24 protein-coding genes are annotated in these 26,331 nt (G+C 48.4%); 9 read left to right on the forward strand and 15 right to left on the reverse strand.

From position 1 onward, the window contains the following. Positions 1-115: 115 nt before the first annotated feature. Positions 116-1,735: a fumarate hydratase gene (locus MP213Fo_RS01220; protein ID WP_421089884.1), complete on the forward strand. Its 1,620-nt coding sequence runs from the start codon at positions 116-118 to the stop codon at positions 1,733-1,735. Positions 1,736-1,791: 56 nt separating this feature from the next. On the opposite strand, the gene MP213Fo_RS01225 is transcribed toward MP213Fo_RS01220, so the two are convergent. Beyond that, a complete protein-coding gene (locus tag MP213Fo_RS01225; protein WP_421089885.1) occupies positions 1,792-2,160 on the reverse strand; it encodes a gamma-butyrobetaine hydroxylase-like domain-containing protein in 369 nt (122 codons plus the stop codon). Between the two features lie 189 nt (positions 2,161-2,349). On the opposite strand from MP213Fo_RS01225, the gene moaA reads away from it, so the two are divergent. From moaA to MP213Fo_RS01265, 8 genes are all read left to right on the forward strand, one after another. Next, positions 2,350-3,378 carry a GTP 3',8-cyclase MoaA gene (moaA, locus tag MP213Fo_RS01230; RefSeq protein ID WP_421089886.1) on the forward strand — a complete coding sequence of 343 codons (1,029 nt, stop codon included), beginning with the start codon at positions 2,350-2,352 and terminating at the stop codon, positions 3,376-3,378. Positions 3,379-3,559: 181 nt separating this feature from the next. Further along, positions 3,560-4,480, forward strand: coding sequence for a DMT family transporter (locus tag MP213Fo_RS01235; protein WP_421089887.1), 921 nt, complete (start codon positions 3,560-3,562; stop codon positions 4,478-4,480). A gap of 40 nt (positions 4,481-4,520) precedes the next feature. Next, a complete protein-coding gene (gene mobA / locus MP213Fo_RS01240) occupies positions 4,521-5,189 on the forward strand; it encodes a molybdenum cofactor guanylyltransferase MobA (protein ID WP_421089888.1) in 669 nt (222 codons plus the stop codon). Further along, positions 5,186-5,698: a molybdopterin-guanine dinucleotide biosynthesis protein B gene (gene mobB / locus MP213Fo_RS01245; RefSeq protein ID WP_421089889.1), complete on the forward strand. Its 513-nt coding sequence runs from the start codon at positions 5,186-5,188 to the stop codon at positions 5,696-5,698. Before mobA ends, mobB begins: the two co-directional genes overlap by 4 nt. A gap of 318 nt (positions 5,699-6,016) precedes the next feature. Then, on the forward strand, positions 6,017-6,817 hold the full coding sequence (locus tag MP213Fo_RS01250) for an ABC transporter substrate-binding protein (protein WP_421089890.1): 801 nt from the start codon (positions 6,017-6,019) through the stop codon (positions 6,815-6,817). 510 nt (positions 6,818-7,327) lie between these two features. Then, the gene (locus MP213Fo_RS01255; protein WP_421089891.1) at positions 7,328-8,140 is read left to right on the forward strand and encodes a transporter substrate-binding domain-containing protein; all 813 of its coding nucleotides are present in this window, start codon (positions 7,328-7,330) and stop codon (positions 8,138-8,140) included. A gap of 103 nt (positions 8,141-8,243) precedes the next feature. After that, positions 8,244-8,978, forward strand: coding sequence for an ABC transporter permease (locus tag MP213Fo_RS01260; RefSeq protein WP_421089892.1), 735 nt, complete (start codon positions 8,244-8,246; stop codon positions 8,976-8,978). Continuing rightward, positions 8,975-9,811, forward strand: a complete 837-nt coding sequence (locus MP213Fo_RS01265; RefSeq protein WP_421089893.1) for an ABC transporter permease — start codon at positions 8,975-8,977, stop codon at positions 9,809-9,811. The genes MP213Fo_RS01260 and MP213Fo_RS01265 overlap by 4 nt, the downstream gene beginning before the upstream one ends. Positions 9,812-9,909: 98 nt before the next feature. Here MP213Fo_RS01265 and lpxB read toward each other — a convergent pair whose 3' ends face one another. From lpxB to MP213Fo_RS01335, 14 genes are all read right to left on the reverse strand, one after another. Then, positions 9,910-11,094 carry a lipid-A-disaccharide synthase gene (gene lpxB / locus MP213Fo_RS01270; RefSeq protein WP_421089894.1) on the reverse strand — a complete coding sequence of 395 codons (1,185 nt, stop codon included), beginning with the start codon at positions 11,092-11,094 and terminating at the stop codon, positions 9,910-9,912. Between the two features lie 175 nt (positions 11,095-11,269). Continuing rightward, a complete protein-coding gene (locus MP213Fo_RS01275) occupies positions 11,270-12,157 on the reverse strand; it encodes an LpxI family protein (RefSeq protein ID WP_421089895.1) in 888 nt (295 codons plus the stop codon). Between the two features lies 1 nt (position 12,158). Continuing rightward, positions 12,159-12,989 (reverse strand): acyl-ACP--UDP-N-acetylglucosamine O-acyltransferase, encoded by an 831-nt coding sequence (gene lpxA, locus MP213Fo_RS01280; RefSeq protein WP_421089896.1) that lies wholly within the window; start codon positions 12,987-12,989, stop codon positions 12,159-12,161. A gap of 292 nt (positions 12,990-13,281) precedes the next feature. Beyond that, positions 13,282-13,743: a 3-hydroxyacyl-ACP dehydratase FabZ gene (gene fabZ, locus MP213Fo_RS01285; RefSeq protein WP_421089897.1), complete on the reverse strand. Its 462-nt coding sequence runs from the start codon at positions 13,741-13,743 to the stop codon at positions 13,282-13,284. Between the two features lies 1 nt (position 13,744). Continuing rightward, positions 13,745-14,791, reverse strand: a complete 1,047-nt coding sequence (gene lpxD, locus MP213Fo_RS01290) for a UDP-3-O-(3-hydroxymyristoyl)glucosamine N-acyltransferase (protein ID WP_421089898.1) — start codon at positions 14,789-14,791, stop codon at positions 13,745-13,747. Between the two features lie 84 nt (positions 14,792-14,875). After that, positions 14,876-17,266: an outer membrane protein assembly factor BamA gene (gene bamA, locus MP213Fo_RS01295; protein ID WP_421089899.1), complete on the reverse strand. Its 2,391-nt coding sequence runs from the start codon at positions 17,264-17,266 to the stop codon at positions 14,876-14,878. Between the two features lie 361 nt (positions 17,267-17,627). Continuing rightward, positions 17,628-18,767 carry an RIP metalloprotease RseP gene (gene rseP / locus MP213Fo_RS01300; protein WP_421089900.1) on the reverse strand — a complete coding sequence of 380 codons (1,140 nt, stop codon included), beginning with the start codon at positions 18,765-18,767 and terminating at the stop codon, positions 17,628-17,630. 60 nt (positions 18,768-18,827) lie between these two features. Then, a complete protein-coding gene (locus tag MP213Fo_RS01305) occupies positions 18,828-19,640 on the reverse strand; it encodes a phosphatidate cytidylyltransferase (RefSeq protein WP_421089901.1) in 813 nt (270 codons plus the stop codon). A gap of 23 nt (positions 19,641-19,663) precedes the next feature. After that, positions 19,664-20,449: an isoprenyl transferase gene (locus tag MP213Fo_RS01310; protein WP_421089902.1), complete on the reverse strand. Its 786-nt coding sequence runs from the start codon at positions 20,447-20,449 to the stop codon at positions 19,664-19,666. Between the two features lie 281 nt (positions 20,450-20,730). Beyond that, the gene (frr, locus tag MP213Fo_RS01315) at positions 20,731-21,291 is read right to left on the reverse strand and encodes a ribosome recycling factor (RefSeq protein ID WP_421089903.1); all 561 of its coding nucleotides are present in this window, start codon (positions 21,289-21,291) and stop codon (positions 20,731-20,733) included. Positions 21,292-21,489: 198 nt separating this feature from the next. Further along, positions 21,490-22,212: a UMP kinase gene (gene pyrH / locus MP213Fo_RS01320; protein WP_421089904.1), complete on the reverse strand. Its 723-nt coding sequence runs from the start codon at positions 22,210-22,212 to the stop codon at positions 21,490-21,492. A 341-nt stretch (positions 22,213-22,553) separates the two neighbouring features. Then, on the reverse strand, positions 22,554-23,477 hold the full coding sequence (gene tsf / locus MP213Fo_RS01325) for a translation elongation factor Ts (RefSeq protein WP_421089905.1): 924 nt from the start codon (positions 23,475-23,477) through the stop codon (positions 22,554-22,556). Positions 23,478-23,898: 421 nt separating this feature from the next. Beyond that, positions 23,899-24,669 (reverse strand): 30S ribosomal protein S2, encoded by a 771-nt coding sequence (gene rpsB / locus MP213Fo_RS01330; RefSeq protein ID WP_421089906.1) that lies wholly within the window; start codon positions 24,667-24,669, stop codon positions 23,899-23,901. A gap of 360 nt (positions 24,670-25,029) precedes the next feature. Further along, the gene (locus MP213Fo_RS01335) at positions 25,030-26,157 is read right to left on the reverse strand and encodes an alkene reductase (protein WP_421089907.1); all 1,128 of its coding nucleotides are present in this window, start codon (positions 26,155-26,157) and stop codon (positions 25,030-25,032) included. Between the last annotated feature and the right edge of the window lie 174 nt (positions 26,158-26,331).

Raw genomic sequence — 26,331 nt, forward strand, 5'->3', positions numbered from 1 at the left:
AGTATCAGTGATCAATCTGCCGCAGTGTCAGCACCGGCTACGGGGGGTAAAAGCCCCGTATCTGATAACTTTTTGTGCCTGCATCCAAGAGTGAGGCGGGCAAACAGGATGATAAATGACTGAGCAAATTAATACCGGAATGTTTCCGCTTGGTGAAGACACAACGCCTTACCGTAAACTGACATCCGATCATGTCTCGGTCGATACATTCAAAGGCCAAGAGATTCTAACCGTTGAGACAGAGGGTCTGCGCCTTCTGGCAGAGGCTGCGTTTGCAGATATCAATCATTTGCTGCGCCCTGGCCATTTGCAGCAGCTCAGCAATATTATGGAAGATCCGGAAGCCACCGATAATGATCGTTTTGTGGCTTATGACCTTTTGAAAAACGCTAATATTGCTGCAGGCGGTATCTTGCCGATGTGTCAGGATACCGGCACAGCGATTATTATGGGTAAAAAAGGCCGTCGGGTGTGGACGGAAGGCGGCGATGAAAACGCGCTGGGTTCAGGCGTTATTGATGCCTATTTCAAAAAGAACCTGCGCTACTCACAGCTGGCGCCACTGGAAATGTTTAAAGAGCAGAACACCAAGAACAATCTGCCAGCCCAGATCGATATTTATCAGGAAGGCGAAGATGCCTATAAATTCCTGTTTGTTGCCAAAGGCGGCGGCTCTGCCAATAAGACATTCCTGTTTCAGGGCACCCCTTCACTCCTCACCCATGACCGGATGATCGAGTTTCTTAAAGAGAAAATCCTGACACTTGGCACCTCCGCCTGCCCGCCTTACCATCTGGCGATTGTGATCGGCGGCACATCAGCCGAGCAGAACCTTAAAACTGTTAAGCTGGCCTCAACCCGCTATCTCGACAGCCTGCCAACCAAAGGCTCAGAGGCAGGCCATGCCTTCCGCGATCTGGAGATGGAACAGGAAATCCACAAGCTTACCCAGTCGCTCGGTGTGGGCGCGCAATTCGGCGGTAAATATTTCTGTCATGATGTGCGGGTTATCCGCCTGCCGCGCCATGGCGCATCACTGCCAATTGGTCTTGGCGTTTCCTGCTCCGCAGATCGCCAAGCCAAGGGTAAAATTACCAAGGATGGTATTTTTCTTGAGCAGCTGGAAACCAATCCGGCAAAATATATGCCGGATATTGATGAAGCCAAATTGTCTGAAAGCGTGGTCAAAATTGACCTCAACCAGCCAATGGAGCAGATTCTTAAAACCCTGTCGCAGCATCCGGTTAAAACCCGCCTGTCGTTGACCGGCTCAATCATTGTTGCACGTGATCTGGCACATGCCAAAATCCGCGAAAGACTGGAAAACGGCGAAGCGATGCCGGACTACTTTAAAAACCATCCGGTCTATTATGCAGGTCCGGCAAAAACTCCGGCCGGCTATGCTTCGGGCTCGTTTGGCCCGACCACGGCAGGCCGCATGGATTCTTATGTGGATCAGTTTCAGGCATTCGGCGGATCAATGGTGATGTTGGCCAAGGGCAACCGTTCACGCCAGGTACGTGATGCCTGCGGCAAACATGGTGGCTTTTATCTCGGCTCGATCGGGGGCCCGGCTGCGCGCCTTGCTCAGGATTGCATCAAAAAAGTTGAAGTTGTTGAATATGCCGAACTCGGCATGGAAGCGATCTGGCGTATTGAAGTAGAGGACTTTCCGGCCTTCATCGTCATTGACGACAAAGGCAATGACTTCTTCAAAGAGCTCAACCTGTCATAATTTAAAATATAAAAAGCCGGAGGAGACTCCGGCTTTTTTATTATTCTGAATTTAACTCAATGTAGCTTTGGTTCACGGCTGAGGTTCTTTTCCTTCAGCTCATCGAGATAGCCCTGCCACCGCGCTTCATATTCAGCACCAAGCTGATGCAGATAAACCCATGTGAACAGGCCGGTATTGTGCATATCGTCAAAAGTAATCCGCGCAGCATAATTGCCGACCGGATCCACTTTCATAATCCCGACATTGATTTTGCCCGGCACCGTTACCCGCTGCTCCGGAGAATGCCCCTGCACTTCGGCTGAAGGCGACAACACCCGCAGCATCTCTGCCGGAAATGAATAATTGTACCCATTGTTAAAAGTTACAGACAGAGTTTTGCGATCTTTGGAAACCCGCAACTCTTCCGGCCAGATATCACTCATTTAAAGTTCCACCATCATCATACAGAGATACCGTGTTAGCCGCTGTTGTGCTGTGCGGCAAGCTCCGGTCTTTCACCTGATTTTGCATCCATTTTGGGAGCTCTTCAATCAAGCGTGACATAATACATCTGGACAGTACCATATCTTAATCTTATCTCTTAGATAAATACGGAAAGAGACAGACCTGAAATGCAATCGCACAGCACACAAACTGTAACACAGGCGCCGATGATTGATCCCTTTGGCAGGGCAATCACCTATCTGCGCGTGTCGGTCACAGACCGCTGTGATTTTCGCTGCACCTATTGCATGTCCGAACATATGACCTTTCTGCCGAGGCAAAATCTGCTATCGCTGGAAGAGCTGGATCGCCTGTGCACAACCTTTATTGATAAAGGCGTGCGTAAAATCCGTCTGACCGGTGGTGAGCCTCTGGTGCGCAAAAACATTCTGCACCTGATTAAAAATCTGTCGCGCCATTTAGAGGCCGAGCGGCTGGATGAGCTGACACTGACCACCAATGGCTCACAGCTGGAGCGCTATGCGCAAGAACTCGCTGCCTGCGGGGTTAAGCGCATCAATGTCTCACTCGACACGCTTGATGCCGTCAAGTTTAAAACCATTACCCGCTGGGGTGACCTCAATCAGGTTTTGCGCGGCATTGATGCGGCCCAACAGGCAGGATTACAGATTAAAATCAATGCTGTGGCGCTCAAAGGTTTCAATGATCTGGAAATTCCGGACATGCTGCGCTGGGCACATGGGCGCGGCATGGACATGACATTGATTGAAACCATGCCGATGGGTGAGATTGATCTCGACCGCACCGACCAGTATCTGCCTTTGTCGATGCTGCGTGCCAGCCTTGCACGCCAGTTTACTATGACAGATATTCCATACCAGACCGGCGGCCCTGCGCGTTATGTGCGTCTTGCTGAAACCGGCGGGCGCCTGGGGTTTATCACCCCGATGACCCATAATTTCTGCGAGAGCTGCAACCGCGTACGCATTACCTGTACCGGCACACTTTATATGTGCCTCGGGCAGGAAGATGCCGCGGACCTGCGTGAACCGCTGCGTGCCAGCCCGGATAATGATTTGCTCTCGGCTGTGATTGACGAGGCCATTCTGCGCAAGCCAAAAGGCCACGACTTTATCATCGACCGGCGTAATAACCGCCCTGCGGTTTCCCGTCATATGAGCGTTACCGGCGGATGAATGTTTGGGCAACCAAATAAGCATCAGCAGACAGACTGCCTAAATACTCTTTTATTTCCAACAAATGACTCAATCTTACCAGCATATTGCAAGAGCATTTGCCCGTGCTGGTATACTCGTACTGATTTGCCCATACTGATTTAAATGAACATTAATAACATGTTCGCACAGGACAATGCCCGTGGCTCTCTCAGAGAATATCCGCTCCGCCCTTTTCATGACCTCAGGTATGGCCATTTTTACTGTTGGTGATGCGCTCACAAAATACTCAACTGAAACGCTCAATCTTGGCCAGTTCATTTTTATGCGCGGGTTTTTGTGCGTTATCCTGCTGGGGTTTTTGGCTGCCAAACAGGGCACGCTCGGGCATTGGCGTGATGCACTCGACAGAACCACCCTGCTGCGCGGCGTTGGTGAAGTGGGTGCCACAACCTGCTATCTGATCGGCCTTACCCATTTATCGCTGGCGTTTGTTTCATCGGTCTATCAGGCAGCGCCGCTCGCAGTAACGCTCGGTGCCGTGTTGTTTCTCGGTGAAAAAGTGGGCTGGCGCCGCTGGCTCTCCATCAGCGTTGGCTTTCTTGGCGTGCTGGTCATTATCAACCCCGGAAGCAGCGGCATGAGCAGTTATTCACTGCTGCTGCTGGTAGGTGTTTGCTTTACTGCATTGCGTGATCTCTCCACCCGCCGCATCAATGTAAAAATTCCGACCATGCTGATTTCGGCCATGACATCCGTCATGATCACTATTGCCGGCTTCGTGATTATGATGCTGGATACAGGTTGGGTCAGCCCGACTTCAACTGATATTGCCCATGTCAGCATTGCTGCTGTGATGCTGATTATGGGGTATCATTGCATGATTTTGGCTACCCGCGTCGGCGACATCTCTTTTGCATCACCGTTCCGCTATACCAGCCTGCTCTGGGCTATAACGCTGAGCTATCTGGTTTTCAGTCAGATACCGGATAAAAACACGCTGATCGGCGCTGCAATTGTTGTCGCAAGTGGCTGTTATATGCTCTATCGTGAGGCAGTCATTGGTTATCGCCATCGCCGTGATTTACGGAGAAAAAAGGCTGAAATCCTGCTCAAACCATAATATTTGTGCAGCCTCAACGGAGACAGTGCCTGATATGCTGATGGATGAAACAACACTGACAGGCAAGCACGTGCTGGGGCTCATTCTTGCAGGCGGTACCAGCCAACGGCTTGGCGGTGGTGATAAATCCCTGCGACCACTGGGTGAGCACTCTATCTTGCATCTGGTATCCTCGCGGTTAAAGCCACAGCTGAAGCATATTGTTCTCAGTGCCAATAGTGATCCTTTGTTTTTTGAAAATTTTGGCTATCCGGTCATTAATGACGGGACATGGCATCATAGCGGGCCTCTGGCCGGCATTCTTGCAGGCTGTCGTCATGCCAAACAGCTTGGCTGCAGCCATATTATGAGCGTTGCTGCCGATACCCCGTTTTTTCCGCCGGATTTATTGCAGCGGCTGTTTCAGGCTAAGCAGCAGACAAATGCCGAGATTATCTTTGCCAGATCAGATACTGGCACCCATCCGACATTCGCATTATGGCCAACCACAATCGCTGCATCGCTTGAGAACTGGCTCACCACCAGTAAGCGCCGTAGTATCCGCGCCTTTGCTGATAATCACAGTATCAGCTATGCAGTCTTTGATGGAGTGGACAGCACAAGCGGGCTTGATCCGTTCTTCAATATCAACACCAGAAACGAGCTGATGCTGGCGCGTTCTGCCTGGCAGATACACAATACGGATAGTTACAAACAGCGTGATTCATGACACAAAAAATCTTTGGAATTACCGGCTGGAAAAATGCCGGAAAAACCACACTCACCGAGCGTCTGGTTACAGAGTTGTGCAGACGCGGCTTTAGCATCTCGACCATAAAACACGCCCATCATAGTTTCGACATTGATCAACAGGGCACAGACTCCCATCGCCACCGTGAAGCCGGCGCCTGCGAGGTTGCTATTGTATCTTATAATCGCTGGGCATTGATGCACGAGCTGCGTGATGATGCAGAACCCTCATTAGATGAGATTGTGCATCGCATGACGCCTTGCGATCTGATTATTGTGGAAGGCTATAAGAGCGAAAACCATCCTAAAATTGAGGTGCGCCGCAAAGCCAGCCCGACTCAAACAGCTCTTGATGCAGAGCAGTTTTCCATCGTTGGCATTGCCAGTGATGAGCCGCTTAAGGCTGCAACTGTACCGGTTTTAGATTTGAATGATATTGCATCTATTGCAGATTTTGTGGAAAAATATTGCGGTTTAAAAGTCACATAGTGTGGCATCCCCTCAAAAAACAATTAAATCTAAACATTAATTAAATTAATTAAGCAGCTGTTTTAAATGCATTATAAATTAAATTAATTCAAATTCATCTTATTACTACTCCGCAAAAACACGCTAAATATTACTGTAAATTTAAATCACTGTTTTTGCTCTTGCCTTATCCCTAAAAATGATGGGAATATTGCTGCGAACAATTATTGCGCCAGTAAACGCTGCAAATAAACTCATACAAATTAAGCGGCAAAAAATGCCGCGTAGCGCTGGCCTGATAGTTTCAACTTTTTAATGGGTTTAACGGGTGAAAAGTTTATGAAAATTTCCAAGATATTGACTGCGGCTGCGATTAGCGCAGTTTTAGCAACGGGTGCATATACTGGTATTGCACAGGCACAGGAGCCGCTGAAACTTACGATTGCCACTGAGGGTGCCTATCCTCCCTTTAACTTCATTAATGCGGCAGGCGAGCTTTCCGGTTTTGACGTCGATATCGGCCGCGCATTGTGCGAAGAAATGAAGGCTGAGTGCAAATTCATCACCATTGAATGGGATGGCGCCATTCCGAGCCTGCAGGCCGGTAAGTTTGATGCTTTCATCGCGTCGATGTCGATTACACCTGAACGTAAAAAACAGGTCGATTTCAGCAATAAATATTACAACACACCTCCGGGCCTTGCTGCCCCTAAAGACGGCAAAATCAAAGGCGTAACCAAAGAAGATCTGGCCGGTAAAAGCATTGGCGTGCAGATTTCTACAACACATGCCAATTACGCTGAAAAGACCTTTACTGACAGCACAATTAAATCCTACCCGACAGCGGAAGAGTATCGTCTTGATCTGGCGAATGGCCGTCTTGATGCTGCCAGTGATGACAGCGTAACCCTGTCACAATGGCTTAACACCGAAGATGGCGCATGTTGTGAACTGGTTGGCACATGGCCTGCCGTTCCGGAAATTCATGGCCCGGGTGCCGGTGTTGCCTTTAAACAAGGCAACCCTGAATTGATCGCTAAGTTTAATGATGCGATTAAAGCCATTCGTACCAACGGCAAATACAAAGAAATCAATGACAAATATTTCGACTTTGATGCCTATGGTGCAGAAACAAACTAATCCTGTTTTGCGTACGCTAAACGCGCTGGCAGCATAGCTTAACGTAAAGGAGCTGTATCTTAACTGGTACAGCTCCTTTCATAATTAAATCACAAACAGCATGACTTAATGCGCAAATCGCATAAAGTCATGCGTAAACATTCAATATAAATGCACGTTATTTTACACATCCGCCTGTAAAGTGATATATCTACACATGATTTCGGCTCAGCAATATTAACAATATTATACATTAAATTAACAATCTAAGGCACTGTAAATAAACAATATACCTTATATTTTTATCAGACTAACACCCGAAAAATAACTTTATAAACCCTGTCCAGAGCTTTATTTTTATGTGCTTTATGAAAACCCACTTTTGATACTTGCCTTTAATGCGGAAATGGTGGGAATATCACAGATAATTTATTTTTCTCCGCAATGAAAACGGACAAGCCAAAATAACAGCGGGCGAAATAAAACAACAAAAGACGTCTCACTATGGGCATAAGTGGAATGGGGAAAATAATGGGAACAACGAGTAATTTCAGCAAGACCTTGCGCGGTCTGGCAGTCATTGGCTTTATGGCCACCGGCGCAACAATTGCGCTTTCAGCGCCGGCTTATGCGCAAGAACAGCTTGTTTTGAAAATCGGTTCAGAAGGTGCGTATCCTCCTTATAATCTAGTAAAATCAGACGGCACAGTCGCAGGCTTTGAGATCGATATTGCCAATGCTTTGTGTGATGAGCTGAAGGCTAAATGCGAAATCATCGTTCAGGATTGGGATGGCATGATCCCTGCTCTGCAATCCGGCAAACTTGATGCCGTTATCTCATCCATGTCAATTACACCCGCACGTAAAGAGCAGGTCGATTTCAGTAATAAATATTACAATCCTGCCGCTGGCATTGCGGCACCTAAAGATTCAGATCTTAAAGGCACGACGAAAGAGGATCTGGCGGGCAAGGCAATTGGCGTCCAGTCATCTACTATTCACGCGGTTTTTTCTGAAAAAACTTATACCGACAGCACGATTAAATCCTATGGCAGCTCTGATGAAGCCCGCATGGATATGGTATCGGGCCGTGTTGATGCGGTGAATGACAATATTGTTTCATTGATTGACTGGCTGAAAACCCCTGAGGGTGAATGCTGTAAACTCGTTGGCCCTGTAAAAGCAGACCTTGAAATACATGGCCCCGGCGTTGGTGTAGCGATCAAAAAAGGCCGTGAAGAGCTGGTTGAAAAATTCAACGCCGCTATTCTCGCGATCCGTGCCAATGGAAAATATAAAGAGATCAACGATAAATATTTTGATTTCGACATTTATGGTGAGTGATTAAGACCTGTGTACACGTTCAGCATATTGAGCGATCGCACTTCAACTGATCTTGACGGGTGGCAAACTCTACTTGCCTCCCGTTTTTACAGGGATTTACTAAATGGAAAAATATGCTGTGTTGATTGGCTTTGGTCCTGAGGGATGGGGGCTGAGCATAGCATGGGGACTGGTAACAACCATTATGCTGGCACTTGCTACTTTGCCAATCGGTCTGTTTCTCGGTTTCCTTGTTGCTTTAGGTAAGCAGTCGGCTGAACCTTCTCTTCGCCTTGCTTCCAATATTTATACAACTATCTTTCGTGGCCTGCCTGAGCTGCTCACACTATTTCTGGTGTATTTCGGCGGTTCGTTGGCTGTACAAAAACTCACATCAGCCCTTGGTTTTGAAGGATCAATTGAGGTCAATGCCTTTGCTGCAGGTATGATTGCACTTGGATTTGTGTTTTCATCCTATTCCAGTGAAGTCTTTTTATCAGCGTTTCGGGCGATACCAAAAGGTCAGTATGAAGGCGCTTATTCTGTTGGTTTGAGTAAGGGGAAAACAATGCGGAAAGTTATTTTTCCGCAGCTGATCAAGATTGCACTGCCGGGGCTTGCCAATTTGTGGATGGTGCTGCTCAAAGATACCTCATTGGTATCGGTAATCAGCCTGACTGATATTTTGCGTCAGACCTCTGTTGCTGCACGTGTCACCAAAGAACCATTTCTGTTTTACGGCGTCGCCTGCCTGCTTTATCTGGCATTGGCAATCATATCATCTTACTTCATCCGCCGTGTTGAAAACTGGGCTGAGGGTAACCGCAATCAACCATCAAACAATGCGGTGCGCGCATGACCACTCTTATTAACAAAAATAAGTCCGAGCGGGTATTTCGCCCTGCGGAGCCTCCGCGTCCATGGACAGGTGCGCGCATTACCGGTCACATTCTTGTGGCAATCTGGCTGGCATTGTTTGCCGGTCTTGCAATCTATTTGTATAATTCATGGCAGATTGATCTCGTACAAACCTACGGACCACGCTATTGGAGCGGCTTGCAGACCACACTCATTCTGGTTGCGGTCTCGATTGTTCTCGGAGCCTTGCTGTCGCTGCCTGTGGCTGCGGCGCGAATGTCCGATAACCGTATCCTGCGCGGCATAGCCTATGGCTATGTCTATTTCTTCCGTGGCACGCCGCTGCTGGCACAGGTCTTTCTGATCTATTACGGCTTGGGCACGTTTCGTCCGTTTCTTGAAACTATTGGCCTGTGGGGTTTTTTCCGCGAGGCATGGTATTGTGCTGTGCTTGCCTTCACGCTTAATACGGCTGCCTATCAGGCTGAAATTTTGCGTGGTGCAATTATCAGCGTACCGAAAGGCCAATGGGAAGGCGCTCATGCGTTAGGGCTTTCCAAATTCCGTACTTTCTGGAAAATCATTATGCCTCAGGCATTGATTGTTGCACTGCGCCCTTACGGTAATGAGATCATTCTTATGATCAAAGGTTCGGCCATTGTAGCGATTATTACAGTTTATGATTTGATGGGTGAAACCCGTCGTGCCTATTCCCGTACGTTTGATTTTCAGACCTATCTGTGGGCAGCAATCATTTACTTGTCGATTGTTGAAGTGCTGCGTAATGTGATTGAATGGATTGAGCGTAAAATCACGATCCATCTTATTCGCTGATCTGACGTTAAACTGATATCAATCCTTATTCAAAAAGCCTGCCCGTTATTATGACGGGCAGGCTTTTTTTGAACTATAAACCGGACAATATTTTTTGTTTAGGCTGCGCTTTGTTTGGACTTCAGCAGATCCAGTAAAACCTCGGCTCCAAGCTCACCGGCCGGTTTATCCGTATGCATTTGCTTGATAATCCGCTCGAAACCCTGAATTTGTGCTTTGCGTGCCAGCCCGTCAGAGAGCAATTGCTCGACCTGACGGCACAACATACCTGCGCGCACGAACTCGTTGAAAAACTCCGGAATAACCGGCGTATCATCAATAATATTGGGTAGAGAAGCACTCCACACCGTGATCAACCGCCCAATGAACAACCGCGTAAACCAGTCCGCTTTATAAGTTACCACGGTAGGAATTTGCGTGAGGGCCAGTTCCAGTGATACCGTACCGGAAGCTGCCAGTGCGACATCAGCTTTACTAAAAGCATCCCATTTTGCCGCCTCACCGGTCACAATCAGCGGTTTTATTGGCCAGTTTTTGGTTAATTGCTGGATCAGCGCTTCATGACGCTCAAGGGTTGGCAAAATTGCCTTTACCGATCCGCATCGCTCATTAAGCAGCTGAAGTGTTGTACCAAACTCTTTCAACAAAGCCTGAATTTCAGAGCGACGGGACCCCGGCAATAGCAGAATGGTTTTTTCTGCATCTTCTAATGGTGCCTTGCGCTTGCGTCGCTGTTTAGCCACATCGAGTAAAGGTTGGTAGCTACTCAACCGGTGACCGACATAAGTTGATTTTGGCCCCGACAAACGCTGCATGACCTCGACCTCAAAAGGCAATACTGTCAGTACGTGATCAATATATTTGCGCATTTCTTTAGCACGTTGCGGCCGCCACGCCCAAACGGTCGGAGCAATATATTTGATAATCGGAATTGAAGGATCGGCCTCACGAACCTTTTTTGCGACGCGATGTGTAAAATCGGGACTATCAATAATCAGCAGGCAATCCGGCTTGGCAGCCACAATCTCTTTGGCTGTCTGACGAATACGCATAATAAGTTTTGGCAGTCGCGCCAGAACAGCGCCCACGCCCATCAGCGCAATCTCATCCGGATCAAACAGGGTATGGAGCCCGCGGCTCTGCAAATGCGGTCCGCCGACGCCTACCAGACTGACCAGACGATCGGTTCTGGTGCGCAATGCATCGACCAGATCAGCCCCAAGCAAATCACCGGATTCTTCACCGGCAACCACAGCAATTTTCAAAGGAAGCTTTTCACTCATTGGAATTTTAATCCTTTGCTTGCTCATCACAGATATCCGGTAATTTATGCATCGCACCAGACAATGCAAGATTAAACCATTGCGGTATAACCATATAACGCCAAAGCACACGCTCTGACGCCTTTAAAAGGTGCAATGAAATCTATAGATGCGCAGAAATAACCGGCCAATATTATCAGGTAATATTGGCCGCCGGTGTATCAAATGTAACGATAAACACACCTTTGCCATCTGCAGCGGTAACAGTATCATGATAGGATAACATCACTGTGCGGCCAGCCTCAATCGCTATACCGGCAAGCCCTGCAGCGACTATATTGGTTACCGTATCAATACCAATGGTTGGCAAATCCGCGCGTTCATCCTGTGCAGGCTTTGCACATTTGACCAGAACACCGCCCTGTCGTGGTATGCGGCCTTCATTGCGTAATTGTTGCACACGTTTGAGCATATCATCTGTGCCCTCAACGCCTTCAAGCGCGACAACACGCCCACCCACAGCAACTGCGCCCTGCCCGACATCAAGATTACCGAGCATCACTGCAGCCTGCCGGCCAAGTTCAATATTGTGTAATTCTTTTTTATCAGGCTTGGTACTGGTCAGCACACAAGCTGCGGGCGCCAGAATGTCCGGCACAATCTGATGCGCACCAACCATATGAAAACCATAGGATTCCAGTAGGCCAATAAAAGCACGCAACAGCGCATCATCGCCTTTTCCCAGCGCACGAAACATGCGTGGCATTGCAAGCAATGTGGTCATATCCAACCGGATATCGCTAAAATTCGGACGTTTGCGCACACCGCCAGCAAGCACCACATTACTCGCCCCGGATTGTTTTAAAGCCCGGATAAGGCTTGTAAGCTCAACCATTGAAACAGTGGTATGCTCATAGCGATGCAGGCTTTCATTCGCCTCACCCTTCAAACAGATGATGAAAGGCGGATTACCTTGTTTTTCAAGGGCTTCCGCCACCACCTGTGGCAAAAGTCCATTACCGGCAATGATAGCGGTTCGGGCTTTGGCATCAACTGCCTTGGCAGGAACAGCGCTTTTTTTCATATTATGAATCGTCTTCACTATGGCTATGTTTGTTACGCAACAGTGGCGTGGTAAACGCTGTGCGTTTAGCATCTGCAGTGATGAAACCCAGCAGATCTTTAACCGCTGCGGAATCAGGCATTTCAGCACGCACATCTTCAACGCGATCTTTAACCGGCTTGGAGCGGTCAAACAACATGCGCGTTGCACGGCGCACGGCATGAATTTCTTTGCGCTCAAGACCTGAGCGCTTCATACCAATAATATTCAAACCACCCAGATGCGCATGCACACCAATAGCCATACCAAACGGGATCAAATCCTGAGCAAGCGCAGCCAAACCGCCAACAAAGGCATGATGGCCGACACGCACAAACTGATGCACACCGGCACCACCGCCAAGAATGGCATAATCACCAATCTGACAATGGCCGCCAATCATCACATTATTGGCAAATGTTACATGATTACCCACATCGCAATCATGTGCCACGTGAGAATAAGCCAGAAATGAACAATCATCACCGACATTGGTATAGCCACGGCTGGTATCAGAACCGCGATGCATGGTTACACCTTCGCGGATCATAGCATTTTTACCGATTAAAAGCTTAGTATGGCCGCCTTTGTGTTTACCATTTTGCGGCTCACAACCAAGAACAGCATGCGGAAACACTTTGGCATTTTCACCAAGGCTAGTGAAACCAGTGATAACAACATGGCTCATCAGCTCAGAATTATCACCAATCTCCGCCCCTGCCTCAACATGGCAAAACGCGCCGACAGAGACGCCCTGACCAAGTTTAACGCCGGATTCTACACAGGCTGTCGGGTGAATAAAGGTATCACGCATTCAAATCACGCTTTTCTTCTGTTGCTTATAAGCAGTGTTATGGCAACACACTGAATTTATATTAAGGCAGATCATCGTCTACAGGTAAAAAACACTCTAAAGCAAAATAAGCGCATATTTAAATGCTGCGTCTTCGGGCATTAAGATATGCCTGTAGCGAATTATAACGGGATTAAAAACCGGCTTTACAACTGGTTTTACTGAACAAAGTTCCCGTTACTACTCTATATATTAAAGCGATAGCGCAGGCAAAACACAGGTTATTGACTACGGTAAGCATAAATGACTGGAATTAGACGCCAGTCATAGCTGAAATTTCAGCTTCAGCGACTTTGAAGCCATCAACCTCTGCAACGCATGCATAACGTGAAATATTACCACGCTGCTTAAGCTTTTTAACACGCAGAAGCATCTGATCGCCCGGAACAACAGGACGACGGAATTTTGCTTTATCAATGGTCAGCAAAAAGACGGTACCGGTATCTTCAAGCCCTTGTTTAAGCATGGAAATTGCACCGGCGGTTTGCGCCATCGCTTCCAGAATAAGCACGCCCGGCATAATCGGGGTAGCAGGAAAATGACCTGTAAAATGCGGCTCGTTGATTGTCACATTTTTAATGCCGGTCGCTGAATCATCACCGTCAATATCAACAATACGGTCAATCAGCAAAAACGGATAACGATGTGGCAGAACTGACAGCAGTTTCTGAATATCGGCTGCAGGTAAACTGCTACGCTCAGTATTTTCACTCATATCAGGATTTCTCCTTCTTTACTTGTCCGATACTCCGCAATGTCGCAATATCGCGGAACCATTGCCTCAGCGGTCTGGCTGGCAGACCACCCCATCTCTCACCATCGGGAATGTCATTCATCACACCACTGGCAGCAGCAATCTGTACGCGCGAGCCAATTGTGATATGATCGGCAAGACCGACATGGCCACCAATCATTGTCATATCACCAACTGTGACGCTGCCAGAAATACCGGTATGCGCAGCAATAACGCAATGCCGCCCGATTTTAACATTATGTGCAACCTGTACCAAATTATCAATCTTGGTACCTTCACCAATAACCGTATCACTTAAGGAGCCACGGTCGATGGTGCTATTCGCACCAATCTCAACATTATCCTGAAGAATCACACGACCAAGCTGCGGTACTTTTTCAAGTCCGGCAGGTCCCGGCACATAACCGAAACCATCCTGCCCGATGCGCACACCCGGATGCAGATAAACGCCATTACCCAGCAATGCATAGGTCAGCGAAACATTAGGCGCGATAATACAATCACGTCCAATTTTACAGCCTGCACCAACAACACTATTAGCACTAATAGTTGTGCCAGAACCGATTGAAACACCTGCACCGATAACGGCACCCGGTTCAATAGTCACTGTACCTTCAATTTCAGCCGAAGGATGGATTGTTGCCCGATCGGAAATCCCCGGAATACCTAACAATGATCGCGGCAGCACAGCTTGTGCATAGAGTTTACGGCCGATTGCAGCAAAATCTCTGTGTGGCGCATTGCTGACCAGCACCGCAACACCAGCAGGAATCAAAGATTTTTGTGCATCTGAACACAAAACAGCTGCTGCTTTGAGATCGCTCAGAGCAGATTCGTTTTTCTTACCTTCGAGGAAAACAAGAGAATCCGGTGTAGCACTATCCAAAGACGCGAGATGCTCAATCTTACGATCCGCATATTGCGTGGTTAGCAATTGCGCACCAGTAAGTTGAGCGATATCAGCGACATTTAGTGTACAGGACAGAGTATAGAATACAGGATCTGCCATCAACAAACTTTCTGTCCTGAGGCAATGTTTCTGTAACGGGGTTGCCGTCACGTGAAATGATCGCCTCAGGAAAAAGCAAATTTATCAGAACTTGCTCGACATACCAAAATTGAAGTTCTGAACTTTGTCGGAATCTTCTTTCTTAAGCGGAATGGCATAATCAAAGCGCAACGGACCGAATGGTGATGCCCACATCAAGCTTACACCAGCTGAGGCACGCAATGCACTGCCTGTGCCGCTTGCACCTTCGTATTTATTACCATAAAGCGTTGCCGCATCAGCGAAAAATGCACCGCGGATACCAAGGCTTTCCGGAATGACCGGCATCGGGAACTGAACTTCAGCGCTGGCGTTGAAGTAAGTTGTACCACCAAGCCAGTAACGCTCACCATTAGGAGCATCCTGATAGGCACCGATACCGTTATATTTGAAGCCGCGGATCATATCGGTATTGCCTTTGAACATATCAAAGATACGAACACCGTCATCCGTGAATGAATGGATGTAACCACCACCAGCAGTCACAAGACCCACAACATCGGCTTCTTGCAGCAATGTTTGATAATAGGTCGCTTTTGCAGTGGTCTTCATGAATTTGGCATCACCGCCAAGACCGGCAAATTCCTGACCAAAGCGCACGAACAGACCATCATGCGGATTGTTCGGATTATCAATGCTATTATAGGTCAATGCATAGGAAATAGATGAACGCAACCACGGGCTATGTTCGGCTGCTTCAATCAAAGCAGGAGCATAAAGATACTCTTTATTTGTGATGCCAGTTGGATCCGAAGGATCGTGGGGCGCATCAAGATTATCGCCACGCAGCTTATATTTTTCCTGAACCAGGTTATAGGCAACGCTTGCGCCAAAATTATCTGTGATCGGCAGGCCGAAACGAATTGTTCCGCCGGTCTGCTCCACATCATACTGATCTTTTACGCGGTATGATTTACGGAATACGTCAAAGCCGGCTGAAACACGCTGCCCAAGGAAATACGGCTCTGTGAACGAGAACGAATAGTTGCGAGCATCATCCTGACCAAGACCGGCGCCCAGACGAATATACTGACCGCGACCAAGGAAGTTGCGCTCTGCAACCGAACCTTCAACCGAAGCACCCGGTGTTTCACCACCAGAGGTATAACCGGCACCGATGGAGAATTCACCGGTAGGCTTTTCAACCACATCAACGATCAAAACAACCTGATCAGCTTCAGAACCCTGAGCAGTCGAGATATTAACTGTCTGGAAGAAATCCAGTGCTTCAAGACGACGCTTGGCACGTGTGATCATAACCTGATTGAAAGCATCGCCTTCACTCATGTCGAATTCACGACGGATAACAAAATCACGGGTCTTATCATTACCGCGGATCTCGATACGCTGCACATAAGCGCGCGGACCTTCTTCCACATTATAAACAACCGAGATGGTGTGATTCTCAAAGTTACGATCGCCGCGTGGCTCAACCTTGGCGAAGGCATAACCGCTACCAGCCACACTGTCGGTGACAGCTTCAACCGACTTTTCAACATCGCTGGCGCTATAAACGCGACCCGAACGGGTCTTCAGCGTGTTTGCTAGTGCCGCTGTATCAACATTGGCAATCGAGCTTTCAACCTGAACATCACCAAAAGTATAACGCTGACCTTCTTCAACATTGAAAGAAATCGTATACTGGTTGGTTGCTGGATCAAGAACTGCATTGGAAGAGATCACACGGAAATCCGCATAGCCGCGATTGTAGTAGAAACGACGCAACGCTTCTTCATCAGCCTGCAGGCGGTCTTCACTGTAGATATCACCACGTGTCAACCATGACAGCGGATTGGTACGCTTGGTCGAGATGATGTCGCGCAGGCGACGACCCGAGAAAGCCTCATTACCAACGAAATCAATATTGGCGATCTTGGTACGTCCGCCTTCAGTGATTTCATAAATAACATTCACACGACCCTGACCGAGATCCATAGTACGGGCTGTAACAACCGCATCACTACGACCAACATGGCGATAGGCCTCAACAACAGCCTGACGGTCTGTTTCCATCTGTGCCGGATCAAACGGGCTACGCGCCTTCAGCTCAACAGCACGGGCGAGGTCAGCATCTTTGACCTTTTTATTGCCCTGAAACAATACGTTATTAACAACGGAGAATTCGGAAACGCTGACAACCAGAGCGCCACCGGCCTGACTGATGCGCACATCAGAGAACAAGCCCATATTGAAAAGGCTCTTAACTGCCCCGTCAACATCAGCATTGGTAAACGCTTTGCCCGGCTTAATGCCGATCGCATCACGAATTGTAGTTGCATCCACCCGCTTGTTACCGCGAACATCAATACGACTAACGACTGCTGCCTGTGCAACACTCACAGTAGCAAATGAGATCGCTGTAGTTCCGGAAGCAATCATAGCTACCGACATAGCAACCGCAGAAGCAGCACCAAAGAACTTTGAATTTGCCGTCATAGGTCTATTTAACCTTCGTTTCGTTGTCCCGGCGTGTAATCCGAGAAAATAGCGCATAATGCTGTCTGTAATAACTGGTTTTCATATACAAGCAAGCGTCAGGATTAAAATCTGTTTACTTCGTTCCCCAGCGTGGCACAGGTGCCACGCAAATCCAACAGTATGGTAAACAAATTATTGCCTTTTCGTATGATTTCCCAGCATTTATATAGAATTCGTTAATCTTGTAATTCAATGTGCTAAAGCGTGCCGGGCTTCATTATAACCACTTTGCACACCTTAACGCCTTTTTATCCCTCTGATCTCAACCTGAACATGCGCCCATAAAGGCACAGATACTCCAAGCGAAATCCAGCGCAGCCTAGCAGGCAAACAGGTCGTTGTAAAAGACGAATCCCATAAAACCCAGAACAACTAAAAAACCAAGCTTAAAGAATAATTCCTGCATGGCTACCGGAACCGGGCGTCCCAAGACTGCCTCACCGGCATAAATCACCAGATGCCCGCCATCAAGAGGGGGAATCGGAAATAAATTGAACAATCCAATACCAACAGACAGCATAGCAATCAGCTGAACAATCCATTCAAAGCCATGTTGTGCGGCCTGCCCTGCCATATTAGCAATTTTTACCGGTCCGCCTAACTGGCATTTATCTTCACGCCCCATCACCATTCTTTTCAGAAAAGTACCGGTGCGAGTGATGATATGGCCAGTTTCAACAACAGCTGCACCAACCGATTCGAGGGGTGAATATTCAATCCGGCGGAAATTGCCCGCACTATCCGTGGTGGTTACACCTATAACACCGAGTTTGATTTTATTACCCAGCTGGTCGGTCTGCTCGGTAATTTCCGGCACCGCTTTAAGGTTCAGCTCACGACCGTCACGCTCGACAGTAAAAGAAAGCTCATCACCGCTGCGGCCATTCACAATACGCTGCACATCGGCAAAAGTTGTAATTTTGCTGCCATCGACCATAACAAAGCGGTCGCCGGCCTTGAAACCCGCCGTAGCTGCCGGGCTGCCGTCGCGCACTTCTGCGATCATCGGATCAGCAACCATGCGGCCATAACTGGCAAAGAAGAAGCTCAAAATTGCAATAGTGAGAAGAAAGTTGAATGCGGGCCCCGCAAAAACTGTTGCAGCACGCTTCCACACTTTTTGATTGGCAAACGCTACTTTGCGCTCAGCTTCGGTGAGCGTGGATATAATCTCGCCATTGGGACCGCTTGCCGCATTTTCATCTCCGACAAACTTTACATAGCCGCCAAGTGGAATCGCGCACAGCTTCCAGCGCGTACCATTGCGCGCTGTATAGCCAAGCACTTCAGGGCCGAAGCCGATTGAAAAGGCCTTAACACCAATGCCGCACCAGCGACCGACGAGGAAATGCCCCATTTCATGGACAAAAACCACAACAGCCAATACGAAAATGAACGGAAGCAATGTGCCAACCAGCAGACTGCTGCTGCCGATGAAATATTCAAGGGTATCACCCAAAAACCTGTCTCCCGTTATTCAAACATTGATGCGAAAAGCACATCATTTTATCGCCTGCTATTAAAGCGGTTTTAAGATCAAGCCAACAAACATGGCAGATGGTGAATCTGCGCCTGTGACCAGTGCACCAATGAGATAAAGCATCGCTGCAGCAACGATCAGACCATCCACACGATCCATGACACCGCCATGACCCGGCAGTAGTTTCCCTGAATCTTTGGCACCAAAGTGGCGCTTGACCCACGATTCTCCCAAATCCCCCATTTGCGAGGCAACTGAGAGCGCAATCGCCAACACGACCATAGGATATTTAACGCGATCAAAGCCGAAATAGCTCACTGCTGCTGCCGCCAGCATTGCTGCGACTACCCCGCCAATCGCGCCTGACCAAGTTTTATTAGGTGAAAACTTTGGCGCCAGTTTGGGCCCGCCAAAAGTACGACCGGTAAAATAAGCTGCGATGTCGGTCGCCCAGACAAGCGCGAAAAGATAGATAATAGCAATCAGGCCGGATGGAGTATCGCCACGCAGCATGGCCAGACAGATCATCGGCACGCCTGCATAAAGCAAGCCGCCGGCAGCCCAGTTAGAGCGCTGGATCAAAAACACTGAGCCTGCTGCAAGAATTGCAAAAATCTGGATTGCCGGCATTTGAAGCAGTAGCAAAACGGCTGCAGCGGCAAGAACCAGCCAGCCGGTCATCAGACCGGAACGGTTTTGCTTAGAGGCGCTGAGTGTTGTCCATTCGTAGAAAATCGCAAAGCCGATTGCGATAGCAAGCAAGCGAAAACTCAGACCGCCAAGCCAGATCAGCAAAATTGTAATGGGGGCAAGCACCGCTGCCGTTAAAATACGCAACTGAAGATTGGACACGTTTCCCCCATCCATCAATATTTTTACAGAACTGCTTTTTGGCGCCAGTTTGCTATTTCCGGCTCCACAACAGTGTCTGTTTGAGCAGACAAATCCTGCACATCCTCTGCCGACAAGCCACCAAACCGGCGCGTACGCTGGCGATACTCATCCATTGCTGCAAATAAATGCGCAGGTTTGAAATCCGGCCAGTATTCAGGAGCAAAAATGAACTCTGAATAGGCTGCCTGCCATAACAGGAAATTAGAAAGCCGCATTTCACCACTGGTACGAATAATCAGATCAGGATCCGGCATCGAGCTGGTATCCAGCGCCCCATTGATCAATTCAGGCGTAATCGCATCAGGCGCAAGCGTACCGGCAGCAACCTGCTGTGCCAGTTTTTGCACGGCACGGGTAAGCTCATCGCGGGCGCCATAGTTAAACGCAATGACCAGTGTCAGGCCACTATTCGTAGTTGTTAGTGTTTCAGCCTCAGCTAAAAGCCCACGAATATCGCCTGACAAATCTTCACGCGCGCCGATAATACGAACACGCACATTGCTTTTATGTAATTTGTGTAAATCACGGCGGATAAACAGTTTCAACAACCCGAGAAGCTCGACAACTTCGGATTTAGGACGTGACCAGTTTTCTGACGAAAATGCAAACAGGGTCAGAAACTCCAACCCTTTATCGCCCGCTGCGCGCACGATCTCACGCAAAGCGTCAACGCCTGCTTTATGACCGGCTACACGCGGCAAGCCGCGCTGCTTAGCCCAACGTCCATTGCCATCCATGATAATGGCGATGTGGCGCGGATCGGACATTCAGGCATATTCCTTTTATTGACAGAACCGCAAGCAACCAATGGCGCATAAACCGGCATTAAAAACCAAACATTAGAGCGCTGCATATAAGCAAATCACCCTTTGCACTGATATCAGAGTTCAGCGCAAGCTCCCGTCTGTTATAATCCGGTGAGCCGGCGCTGATAAACACGTGCAAAATTGTCTTTTACGCGGCCAATAAAGCGTTTCCTATACAGATATATAGAAATATCGCTTAATGACCGGATAGTCCCGATAAAAATAAAAGCCAGCAGAATTTATTAAACCTGCATGATCTCTGCTTCTTTAGATGCAAACAGCTTATCAATCTCGGTAATTGTTTCGTCAGTCATTTTTTGGACTTTTTCAGACAACACACGGCTGTCATCCTGACTGATAGTGCCGTCTTTTTCCAGCTTCTTCAACTGGTCCATACCATCGCGACGCACATGACGAACTGCCACTTTAGCGCCTTCATTATATTGGTTGGCGATTTTAACCAGCTCTTTACGACGCTGCTCATTCAGCTCCGGCAGCGGCACGCGCAAAGTCATACCATCCGTGATCGGATTAAGACCCAAACCGCTGTCACGGATCGCGCGTTCAACCGCACCGACCATGGTTTTATCCCACACAGAGACAGACAGCATGCGCGACTCAGGAACAGTAATTTGTGCAACCTGATTGATCGGCACTGTCGAGCCATAGGCTTGAATTGTCAGCGGCTCCAACAGGCTTGCTGAAGCACGTCCGGTGCGCAAACCGCCCAAATCATGCTTAAAGGACTGGATTGCGCCATCCATGCGGCGTTTCAGATCATTTACATCCAGAGCATCGCTCATATCGTTTCTCCTTGGGCACGTACACCAAACGTCTTGTATATTTAAAGACGCATAATACTGCTTGCAGCCCGAACAGATGATTTAAACATCAGACTGCACAATTCGCTTTTCATTTAGAACAGGTTGACACAAATGATAAGCATAAAAATCAGGCTGCACCTCAAATCAATGCGCAGCCTGATTGTTTCATTACTGTCTTTAAGCGTCAGTTACCACTGTGCAACGACCTTTGCCTTGCAAAACATCAGCAAAGCCACCGGCCTCATGGATTGAATAAACCACAATCGGAATATGATTTTCACGCGCCAGCGCCACAGCTGTCGCATCCATCACGGCCAATCCCTTATCAAGCACGTCTTTATGGGTCAGGCGGTCAAAACGGGTCGCCTGCGGGTCTTTTTTAGGATCAGCAGAGTAAATGCCATCAACCTGCGTACCCTTGAACAGAGCATCCGCCCCCACTTCCGCAGCACGCAGCGCGGCAGCAGAATCAGTGGTAAAGAACGGATTACCCGTACCACCGGCAAAGATGACAACCTTGCCCTGATCCATATAGGCCGTCGCCTGACGCTGCGAGAAGCTCTCGCATAATTCAGGCATAGCAATTGCTGAAAGCACAACCGCATCAATACCCTGTTTGACCAAAGATGTGCGCAGCGCCAGCGAATTGATAACCGTTGCCAGCATGCCCATATGGTCGCCGGTTACGCGGTCGCCACCTTTTGAGGCCACAGCCACACCGCGGAAAATATTACCGCCGCCGATAACCACGCCCACTTCAACACCAAGCGCACGTGCTTCAGCAATATCACTTGCAATGCGGTCGGCTACCGACACGTCAATGCCAAATCCCTGCTCGCCCATCAACGCCTCACCGGACGCCTTCAGAAGAACCCGTTTATACAGTGCCTTATCAGCCATGGGATTCCTTTAATATTTGGCCCTGCCCTTACCTCTCGGCAAGCGGACATGTTGTCAGATATTTCCGGTCTTCATATCCGCGCCAATTATCTGTCGCAAAATCTGCCACATATAATCTGCCATGATTTGAACCGGAATCAAATTTGCTTATTTCCCGCCGCAACAATCCAGCCGGAAGCATATTCGCAAGACCGGCGTGCATGATAAGAAAAAGCTGAATAGGTTCCGAATACATGAAGGGCATCGCGTTGTCACGCGATGCCCTTCATAACTGACAGTTTTTATAGTGATGGCAACATTAAACTTGCCCGAAAGGCAGTTTTAATCCGCATCAGACCACTTTAGCTTTTTACAGCAGCAGCAACTTCAGCAGCGAAATCGGTTTCTTCTTTTTCAATGCCGTCGCCGAGAGCGAAACGAACAAAACCAACTACCTTAGCAGGTGCGCCGATTTCTTTTTCAGCTTCCTTAAGCGCTGCTTCAACGCTGAGGTCAGGATTGATAACGAAAGCCTGCGAAAGAAGAACAACTTCTTCGTAGAATTTGCGCATACGACCTTCAACCATCTTGGCAATGATTTCTTCCGGCTTGCCTGATTCACGGGCCTGCTCAATGAAGATTGCTTTTTCACGTTCTGCAGCAGCAGGATCAACGTCTGAAGCAGTCAGAGCCAGCGGGTTAACCGCAGCAACATGCATAGCAATCTGACGACCGATAACAGCAGCAGCTGCTGCATCACCGGTTGTTTCAATCGCAACCAGAACGCCGAGCTTACCCAGACCATCTGAAACGCCGTTATGAATGTATGTTGCAACAACACCATTATCAACGCTCAGAGCAGCCGAACGACGGAATGCAAGGTTTTCACCGATTGTGCCAACAGCATCTTTAATTGCGTCGGTTACATTCTTATCCGAACCCGGAAAGTTTGCAGCTGCAACAGCTTCAGTTGAACCATCGGTGCTCATGGCAACCGAAGTAACGCTGCGAACCAGAGCCTGGAATGCATCGTTACGGGCAACGAAATCGGTTTCGGAGTTTACTTCAACAACAACTGCTTTTTTGCCTTCGCCAGCAACGCCAACCAGACCTTCAGCAGCCGTACGGCCAGCTTTTTTGTCTGCTTTGGAAATACCTTTAGCGCGCAGCCAATCTACAGCAGCTTCCATATCACCATTGGATTCGGTCAGCGCGTTTTTGCAGTCCATCATGCCTGCGCCGCTGATTTCACGAAGTTCTTTAACCATTGCTGCAGTAATGCTCATTGTCGCCTCTTTGAGATAAGCAGCAGACATCCGGCAAGAGCGGCATGCCCGCTAGGGCCATTATGCGGACAGCGGACTGTCCTTTTCAAAATGGCCGATTAATCATTACAGTCCGCACCGTATTTGAATAATACGGCCGCTGTATACATTCGGGATATCAGAGCCGTGAAACGGCTCGAATTCATAAAGATAATCTGTATTCTGAACCACGTTTAAAGCAGCAGGCTGCATTACGTTGTTATATCAGAGAATAGAGGCGGCAAACCGCCTCAACAAAAGAATCAGATCCGGCAAACCGTCTGCATGTTTTACGAGTTTAAGGCTTCAGTTTTTTGAAATCCGGCAAACACCGTAATAAACAAATCTTTTGGAAAATTATTTCTGCCGGATCTGATGTCAAATCCGGCAGAAAGAAAACGTATTAAGCGTTTTCTGGAGCAGCTTCGATTGCTGCTTCAACAGGTGTTTCTGCCTGGCCACCGATATCGATGCCCATAGCACCCTGCTGGCGCATAATGCCATCCAGAGCAGCCTTAGCAATCAGATCGCAATAGAGCGAGATTGCGCGTGCAGCATCATCGTTACCTGGGATCGGGAAATCGATCTGGTCAGGATTACAGTTGCTGTCGATGATCGCTACAACAGGGATACCAAGACGCTTGGCTTCCTGAATTGCGATTGATTCCTTGTTGGTATCTACGATGAACATCAAGTCAGGCACGCCGCCCATGTCCTTGATACCACCCAAAGCGCGATTAAGCTTTTCGCGTTCGCGCTGCAGGTTCAAAAGCTCTTTCTTGGTGAAACCGGTGCCATCGCCCGACAGCAGTTCGTCAAGCTTGCGCAGACGCTGAATCGAGTTCGAAATGGTTTTCCAGTTGGTCATCATGCCGCCGAGCCAGCGGGAGTTGACGTAATACTGAGCCGAACGGCCAGCAGCGTCTGCAATGATGTCTGATGCCTGACGCTTGGTGCCAACAAACAGCACGCGGCCGCCACGGGCAACAGTATCAGAAACGATCTTCAGCGCATTGTGCAGCAGAGGAACGGTCTGAGCCAGATCAAGAATATGGATGTTGTTACGTGCACCATAGATGAAAGGTGCCATTTTCGGGTTCCAGCGATGTGTCTGGTGACCGAAGTGAACACCAGCTTCGAGGAGCTGGCGCATGCTGAAATCTGGCAATGCCATTGGTATTATCCTTTTCCGGTTGAACCTCCACGGGGCTGAGGCACATTGTGCCACCGGAGACGCTGTGCGGATTTCTCCCGCTCAGAGCCCAAATCCCGTGTGTGGAATAATGGGGCTGGTAAACGATGAATTAAAAAAATGCAAGCCCTGCACCCTTAAAAACCATAAAACACCCGTATAAAACCGCTACTTGCAAAGAATGCACAGAGTAATGCTACCATATAGCAAATATGGCCAAAGCCTTTTCATTTCACCCCGAAGCGTAAAACTGCTGCAAATTTTCAGGATGCAGTCCAGAACCTCACACGTCACCCCCAAAATCAGCAGGGCTACGTATGAGGCGCCGGAGCTTTTCAGGCGTTATTTTGCAGGCTGGTAAAATGGATAATCAGTATAACCGTGATTACCGCCACTATAAAGTGTAGCCTGATCCGGCATAGCCAGCGGCCAGTTATTTTGCATACGCTCCACCAGATCCGGATTGGCAACAAACGGCCTGCCGAATGCTACCAAATCAGCCAGCCCCTGCTCTATTGCCTGCTGTGCAGTATCAGCGGTATAGCCACCCGCCACAATTAATGTGCCCTGGTAGGCTTTGCGGAACTTTTTGAAAAACGCCTGACCGTCAATTGTTTCCGCAATACCGGCTGAGGAGCCGACAGAGATCATACCGGCATTACCTGCATGTACAAAAGCAAGATCGCGCTTCGACAATTCTGCAGCTAAAGCCAGCCATGTGGCTTCTTCATCAGCAAATGCATGCAGATCACCCAAGCGGTTAAACGGTGTAAGACGAATACCGGTGCGCGCAGAACCGATCCGTGCAACCACAGCATCCACAACTTCAAGGATAAAGCGCAGGCGCCCTTCTATTGTTGCCCCACCATATTGATCACGACGTGTATTAAGCCCAGCATTAACAAATTGCTCTAGCAAATAGCCGTTGGCTCCATGAATTTCCACGGCGTCAAAACCGGCTTCAATGGCATTGGCAGCAGCAGCGGCAAACTCTTCTTTTACCTGCTCAATATCAGCCAGTGTCATCGCCCTTGGCTTGCTGTTTTGCACAAAGCCCGGCACACCATTTTCATCAAAGGCAAATACACTGTTATTTTCAGCCTGCGTATCGACCGGTGCCAGCGGTGCTTTACCGTCCGGCTGCACAGAAACATGTGATACCCGGCCGACATGCCACAATTGCATGGCTATTTTACCATCTTTAGCATGCACTGCTTCAGTTACTTTTTTCCAGCCGGCAACCTGCTCAGGGCTGTAAATACCCGGCGTATAAAGATAGCCACGCGCTTCAGCAGAGGTTGGCACCCCTTCAGTAATAATAAAGCCGGCACTTGCCCGCTGAGCATAATAGTCTGCGGTATTTTCATCCGGAATAAGATTGATTGACCGTGAACGGGTCATAGGTGCCATCACCACGCGATTATTAAGCTTCAAACCACCCAAATCAAACGGGGCAAATAATTCAGTCATAGCAATACCTTTTTATGATCTCTCAATGTCGGCTTCAGCATGATTAATATCCGGCTGCAACAAACGCCACAATCATATCTATAGTCATCACTATATAATTCAAGGCACAAAACGAAAAATAAAAAAGCGGGTTTTCCATTACCGGAGAACCCGCTTTGACGCTGAGATTTAAAA

Origin of the sequence: Pseudochrobactrum mosebachae, from assembly GCF_048914685.1 — a bacterium.
Lineage (GTDB): Bacteria > Pseudomonadota > Alphaproteobacteria > Rhizobiales > Rhizobiaceae > Pseudochrobactrum.

Bases quoted from the DNA above. Each gene is read 5' to 3' on its own strand.
- MP213Fo_RS01255 (WP_421089891.1), top strand. From the start codon at position 7,328: ATGGGAACAACGAGTAATTTCAGCAAGACCTTGCGCGGTCTGGCAGTC.
- mobB (WP_421089889.1), top strand. From the start codon at position 5,186: ATGACACAAAAAATCTTTGGAATTACCGGCTGGAAAAATGCCGGAAAA.
- MP213Fo_RS01335 (WP_421089907.1), bottom strand. From the start codon at position 26,157: ATGACTGAATTATTTGCCCCGTTTGATTTGGGTGGTTTGAAGCTTAAT.
- MP213Fo_RS01250 (WP_421089890.1), top strand. From the start codon at position 6,017: ATGAAAATTTCCAAGATATTGACTGCGGCTGCGATTAGCGCAGTTTTA.
- frr (WP_421089903.1), bottom strand. From the start codon at position 21,291: ATGAGCGATGCTCTGGATGTAAATGATCTGAAACGCCGCATGGATGGC.
- lpxA (WP_421089896.1), bottom strand. From the start codon at position 12,989: ATGCGTGATACCTTTATTCACCCGACAGCCTGTGTAGAATCCGGCGTT.
- MP213Fo_RS01225 (WP_421089885.1), bottom strand. From the start codon at position 2,160: ATGAGTGATATCTGGCCGGAAGAGTTGCGGGTTTCCAAAGATCGCAAA.
- MP213Fo_RS01260 (WP_421089892.1), top strand. From the start codon at position 8,244: ATGGAAAAATATGCTGTGTTGATTGGCTTTGGTCCTGAGGGATGGGGG.
- MP213Fo_RS01220 (WP_421089884.1), top strand. From the start codon at position 116: ATGACTGAGCAAATTAATACCGGAATGTTTCCGCTTGGTGAAGACACA.
- MP213Fo_RS01265 (WP_421089893.1), top strand. From the start codon at position 8,975: ATGACCACTCTTATTAACAAAAATAAGTCCGAGCGGGTATTTCGCCCT.
- lpxD (WP_421089898.1), bottom strand. From the start codon at position 14,791: ATGGCAGATCCTGTATTCTATACTCTGTCCTGTACACTAAATGTCGCT.
- MP213Fo_RS01310 (WP_421089902.1), bottom strand. From the start codon at position 20,449: ATGTCCGATCCGCGCCACATCGCCATTATCATGGATGGCAATGGACGT.
- rpsB (WP_421089906.1), bottom strand. From the start codon at position 24,669: ATGGCATTGCCAGATTTCAGCATGCGCCAGCTCCTCGAAGCTGGTGTT.
- MP213Fo_RS01275 (WP_421089895.1), bottom strand. From the start codon at position 12,157: ATGAAAAAAAGCGCTGTTCCTGCCAAGGCAGTTGATGCCAAAGCCCGA.
- mobA (WP_421089888.1), top strand. From the start codon at position 4,521: ATGGATGAAACAACACTGACAGGCAAGCACGTGCTGGGGCTCATTCTT.
- fabZ (WP_421089897.1), bottom strand. From the start codon at position 13,743: ATGAGTGAAAATACTGAGCGTAGCAGTTTACCTGCAGCCGATATTCAG.
- pyrH (WP_421089904.1), bottom strand. From the start codon at position 22,212: ATGGCTGATAAGGCACTGTATAAACGGGTTCTTCTGAAGGCGTCCGGT.
- tsf (WP_421089905.1), bottom strand. From the start codon at position 23,477: ATGAGCATTACTGCAGCAATGGTTAAAGAACTTCGTGAAATCAGCGGC.
- bamA (WP_421089899.1), bottom strand. From the start codon at position 17,266: ATGACGGCAAATTCAAAGTTCTTTGGTGCTGCTTCTGCGGTTGCTATG.
- lpxB (WP_421089894.1), bottom strand. From the start codon at position 11,094: ATGAGTGAAAAGCTTCCTTTGAAAATTGCTGTGGTTGCCGGTGAAGAA.
- moaA (WP_421089886.1), top strand. From the start codon at position 2,350: ATGCAATCGCACAGCACACAAACTGTAACACAGGCGCCGATGATTGAT.